Origin of the sequence: Dietzia sp. UBA5065 (assembly GCA_002415925.1) — a bacterium.
GTDB lineage: Bacteria > Actinomycetota > Actinomycetes > Mycobacteriales > Mycobacteriaceae > Dietzia.
In genome coordinates, this window is the sequence record DIAZ01000030.1 from 3,777 (window position 1) to 8,434 (window position 4,658).

The window sequence follows — 4,658 nt, forward strand, 5'->3', positions numbered from 1 at the left end:
GGCGGCCACTGGCGCACGGACTACCCCGACGAGCGTCCACTGAAGCACACGCTCGTGACGATTAGCGATCTCCCGTTGCGGAGCGTGGCATGAGGTCGCTGCCGTCGCTGGTCATCGAGCCCCTCGTCCGGGCCGCCCTCCTGGAAGATCTCGGGCGGGCCGGCGACGTCACCACGGATTCGATCTTCGACGCCGATGACGTCTCGACCGTGCAGTTGGTGGTCCGCGACCCCGGGGTCGTGGCGGGCGTCGATTGCGCCCTCTTGGCCTGGCGCCTGGTGGATCCGTCCATCACCGTGTCGGTCGCCAAGCCCGACGGCTCGCGTGTCGTCCCGGGCGACGTCATCGCCACCATCACCGGCCACACCCGCGGCCTGCTGACCGGCGAGCGCGTGGCCTTGAACTTCCTCGGGCACCTCTCCGGCGTCGCCACCGGCACCGCGCGCATCGCCGACGCCATCGCGCACACGTCCGCCCACGTGGCCGACACCCGCAAGACCATCCCGGGCCTCCGGGCGCTGCAGAAGCATGCGGTCCGCTGCGGCGGCGGCCAGAATCACCGGTTCGGCCTCGACGACGCCGTCCTCATCAAGGACAACCACATCGCCGCGGCCGGCTCGGTCTCCGAAGCGGTGCGACGCGTGCGGGAGAACATCGGGCACCTCGTGAAGGTTGAGGTCGAGGTCGACAACCTCGAGCAGCTGCGCGAACTCGTGACGCTGCCCGTGGACGCCGTGCTGCTCGACAACATGGGCCCCGACCTGCTGCGCCAGGCCGTCGCCATCGTGGACGGTCGCCTCATCACCGAGGCCTCCGGGCGCATCACGCCCGAGGCGGCGGTCCCGATTGCCGAGGCCGGCGTCGACCTCATCAGCGTGGGCTGGCTGACGCACTCGGCGAAGGTCCTCGACATCGGGCTGGACTTCGTCTCCTGAGGCGATCCCGCCACGGCTCGTTACGCCAGCGCAGACTCGCGGACGACGTCCTTCCATGGCGTCGGGGCCAAGCCGAACGCACGCTGAGCGGCCGTGGAATCCATGATCCACGGCGCGTTGAACTGCCACTCGATGGCACGCATCTCGCGGAGCACCGGAATGAACAACCCCAAGATCGCCATGGTCGTCGGCGAATAGGCACCGAGGCTCGGTGCGTTGTTGCCGACCTGAGCGGCTAGCTCGGTCAGCACCTGGCGCTGGGTGCGGACGTCGTTGCTGGGCACGTGCCACACCCGCCCGTGCGCGTCAGGATTCGTCGCGGCGGCCACCAGCGTGCGAGCCACATCGCGGACGTCGGTCCACGTGCGGGGTTGATCCAGGTCGCCGATGCTCGTCGCCTTGCCGCCGGTAGCGAGGGTGGGCACCAAGCGTGTCACGACGCCACCACCACCAACGCCTGGACCGAGGTAATCCGCAGCGCGAACCTCGACGGCCCGCACCCGCCCGGCCTGATGGGCCGCCAGCGCCGCAGCCCACATCTCGGCCCGCACCCGCCCCTTCACGTCGGTCGCCGCGTCGGGCTGCCCCTCGACCATGGGCCCGGACGGACGCCCGTAGGCGTAGAGGTTCGAGGTGGTCACCAGCACGGCGCCGCTACGCTCCGCGGCTGCGAGGGCGGCGTTCGCCAGCGGCGGCCACTCGGTGTCCCAGCGGTGGTAGTGGACGGGGTTCAGACAGTTGTACAGCGCCACCGCGCCCGTGGCCGCCTCGGTGACGACTGTCGCGTCCCCGGCATCCAGGGCGCGGCGCTCGACGCCCGCCAAGGTCGGCCCGGCACCGGAACGCGAGGCCAGCACGACGCGTTCGCCGTTGCCAGCCAAGATTTGTGCGGTCTGGCGGCCCACGGGACCGGCGCCGAGAACGAGGTGATACATGGTGACTCCTTGAAAATGTGAGCGGTGCTCTCGATTCGATGATGTCAGAGCTCGAACGGGGAAGCAAGAGCACCGCTCTGCTTTGTTGCACCCGCTCTCGGTTTGCGGCACGATCGGACCCATGAGCACCTCTCCGGGAGCCCCGGCACTGGGAATCCGCGCCACCGCGCGCCGCGAGGTGACGGCTCGCATCCGCGCCGAAGGTCGCCGCCAGCTGGCCTCCGAGGGCGCCGCCGGGCTTTCGCTGCGGGCCATCGCCCGGGAGCTCGGCATGGTCTCCTCCGCGGTCTACCGCTACGTCCCGAGCCGGGATGCGTTGCTCACCGAACTGATTTTGGAGTCCTATTCGGCCTTGGCCGATGTGGCTGAGGCCGCGAACGCGTCGGTCCCCGACCAGGACGATCTCGAGGCTCGGTGGCGGGCCGTCTGGCGCGCCATCCGCGGCTGGGCATTCGCCCATCCCCACGACTACGCCCTGCTGTACGGCTCCCCCGTGCCCGGCTACCGCGCCCCCCAAGACACCGTCGCGCCAGCCTCCCGGGTCACGGGATCGTTCGCTGCCCTCCTCGTGCCTCTCGCCACGGCCGGCGGCAGCGTGCCCGTCCCGGTGGCGGTCCCTGAGAGCCTCTCCGCCTCGCTGGAGAGCACGCGCGCGTTCGTCGGCGAGGGCGTCCCCGACGATTTGCTGCTGCGCGGGCTGATGGCGTGGGCCGGGATGTTCGGCGCGATCTCGTTCGAGCTGTTTGGCCAGTACGAGGGGGCCTTCGCCGACCGGGACACCTACTTCGACTACGTGATCGACCAGTGGTTCGTCCTCCTGGGCGGTCCGCCCGCCTGACGCCCACCCCCACGCTGCGGACGCCATGCCCCGACAACCAACGTTGCTGGCTAGTGATCCTTGCTGGCGATATTCGCGCCAGCAAGGACGCTTACCGCCAGCAAGGTCGGAGGGCGGCGCCCTCAGCTCTTGCGTGAGGCCTCGGCCAACAGTTCGGCGGCGTGCGCTCGCGACGACTTCGAGGATTCGAGCCCGGCCATCATGCGCGCCAACTCCGACACCCGTCCGTCGCCCGCGACCTCGGCGATGCCCGAGGTGGTGACCTGGCCGTCGTCGGCCTTGATGACGACGTAATGCCGATCGGCGAAGGCCGCGACCTGGGCGAGGTGGGTGACCACGATGACCTGGGCGTGCTCGGCGAGACGCGCCAGCCGGCGCCCGATCTCGAGGGCCGTGGCCCCGCCGACCCCCGCGTCGACCTCGTCGAAGACGAAGGTTTGCCCCTCGCTGCCGGTCGCCAACACGACCTCGAGCGCCAGTCGGACGCGCGACAACTCGCCACCCGAGGCCACCCGTCCGAGCGGGCCGAGCGCCGAGCCAGGGTTGGCCGAGAACAGCAGCGCCACCGAATCCACACCTGTGGGCCCGAGCTTGTCGCCCGAGGTCACGACGAACTCCAGACGGGCGTGCGGCAGCGCCAGGGCGGCCAACTCGTCTTTGACGGCGTTGGAGAGCGTGGTCGCGGACGCCACCCGAAGTGCGGTCAACACGGACGCTTGCGCCGTCAGCGCGGACTCCAGCGCCTGGACGTTCTCCCTGAGCCCGGCAATGCGCTCATCGCTGGAGGAAAGCTCGGCCACCCGGGCCGCCGACTCCGCCGACCAGGCCAGGACGGCGTTGATGTCGGTGCCGTACTTGCGGGTGAGGCCCTGCAGCTGCGCGCGGCGGCCCGCGATCCACTCCAAACGCAGCGGATCGGCCTCCAGGGACGCCAGGTAGCTCGACAAGCGCCCCGCGAGGTCGTTCACCTGGTATCCGACGTCGGCGAGCCCCTGGGCGATCTCCGTGGCGCTGGCGTCGCGTTCCGCGGCGAGCTGGGCGGCCTTGCGGGCCACCGCGATCAACCCGATGGCGTCGGGGGCTTCGTCTGAGTTGTCCTCGTCGCCTGCGAGCGCCACGAGGGCGGCACGGGCCGAGAGACGCAGATCGTCCACGGCCTGCAGGCGGTTGGCCTCGGCGGCGAGCGTGACGTCTTCGTCCGGGACGGGGTCGACGGCAGCGATCTCGTCCAACCCGAACGTCAGGGCGTCCAACTCGCGGGAGCGAGCGGCCGCCTGGCTGACCAGCGCGTCGAGTTCGGTGCGGGCCGCCCGCCAGGTGGCGTAGTCGGACGCGTAGCGTGTCAGCGCGGCGGCACCCTCGGCGCCCATGAAGTCATCGAGCAGTTGCCGTTGCCGCTCGGGCGTCGCGAGCCGCAGTTGCTCCGACTGACCGTGGATCGTGACCCGCTCGGCCATCAGCTCGGCCGCCGCGGGCGTGGGCACCTGGGCGCCCCCCACGAACGACCGGGAGCGGCTGGGGGTCACTTGCCGCGCGAGCAAGACCTCATCGCCGTCGAGCTCGCCGCCGAGCGCATCGACGGCGGTCACGAGCGCGGCGTCGGTGGCGGTCAGGCGCCCCTCGACGACGGCGCGGGCCGCACCGTGGCGGATCAGGCGCGCCTCGCCCTTGCCGCCGAGCAGCAGGCCGAGGCCGGTGACAACCATCGTCTTGCCGGCGCCGGTTTCACCCGTGACGGCGGTGAAGCCCGGCCCGAGCTCCAGCACGGCGTCGTCGATGACGCCGACGTTGACGATCCGCAGCTCAGTGAGCATGCGGTTCCTCGGGCGCGTTCCTCAGGCGTCCGGCGTCGCGCCAGCCGTCGATCGGCAGGGCGAACTTGCGGACGAGGCGGTCGGTAAAGGGCGCGTTCGACATGCGCGCCAGCAGCAGCATGTGCTCCCCGCGGGT

The 4,658-nt window shown here is 71.0% G+C and carries 4 protein-coding genes; 2 read left to right on the plus strand and 2 right to left on the minus strand.

What is annotated here, in order from left to right; translation table 11 throughout:
- The first annotated feature begins 89 nt into the window (after positions 1 to 89).
- Positions 90 to 935 carry a carboxylating nicotinate-nucleotide diphosphorylase gene (gene nadC, locus B4M60_RS02230; protein WP_291079876.1) on the plus strand — a complete coding sequence of 282 codons (846 nt, stop codon included), beginning with the start codon at positions 90 to 92 and terminating at the stop codon, positions 933 to 935.
- A gap of 20 nt (positions 936 to 955) precedes the next feature.
- On the opposite strand, the gene B4M60_RS02235 is transcribed toward nadC, so the two are convergent.
- Positions 956 to 1,870, minus strand: a complete 915-nt coding sequence (locus B4M60_RS02235; RefSeq protein WP_291079878.1) for an NAD-dependent epimerase/dehydratase family protein — start codon at positions 1,868 to 1,870, stop codon at positions 956 to 958.
- A gap of 121 nt (positions 1,871 to 1,991) precedes the next feature.
- Here B4M60_RS02235 and B4M60_RS02240 point away from each other — a divergent pair, with 121 nt between their 5' ends.
- The gene (locus B4M60_RS02240) at positions 1,992 to 2,708 is read left to right on the plus strand and encodes a TetR/AcrR family transcriptional regulator (protein ID WP_291079880.1); all 717 of its coding nucleotides are present in this window, start codon (positions 1,992 to 1,994) and stop codon (positions 2,706 to 2,708) included.
- A gap of 122 nt (positions 2,709 to 2,830) precedes the next feature.
- Here the strand turns inward: B4M60_RS02240 and recN are convergent, their stop codons facing one another.
- Positions 2,831 to 4,522: a DNA repair protein RecN gene (gene recN / locus B4M60_RS02245; protein ID WP_291079882.1), complete on the minus strand. Its 1,692-nt coding sequence runs from the start codon at positions 4,520 to 4,522 to the stop codon at positions 2,831 to 2,833.
- Positions 4,523 to 4,658: the final 136 nt, after the last annotated feature.

Coding starts and splice junctions, on each gene's coding strand:
- nadC (WP_291079876.1), top strand. CDS start 90: ATGAGGTCGCTGCCGTCGCTGGTCATCGAGCCCCTCGTCCGGGCCGCC.
- B4M60_RS02235 (WP_291079878.1), bottom strand. CDS start 1,870: ATGTATCACCTCGTTCTCGGCGCCGGTCCCGTGGGCCGCCAGACCGCA.
- B4M60_RS02240 (WP_291079880.1), top strand. CDS start 1,992: ATGAGCACCTCTCCGGGAGCCCCGGCACTGGGAATCCGCGCCACCGCG.
- recN (WP_291079882.1), bottom strand. CDS start 4,522: ATGCTCACTGAGCTGCGGATCGTCAACGTCGGCGTCATCGACGACGCC.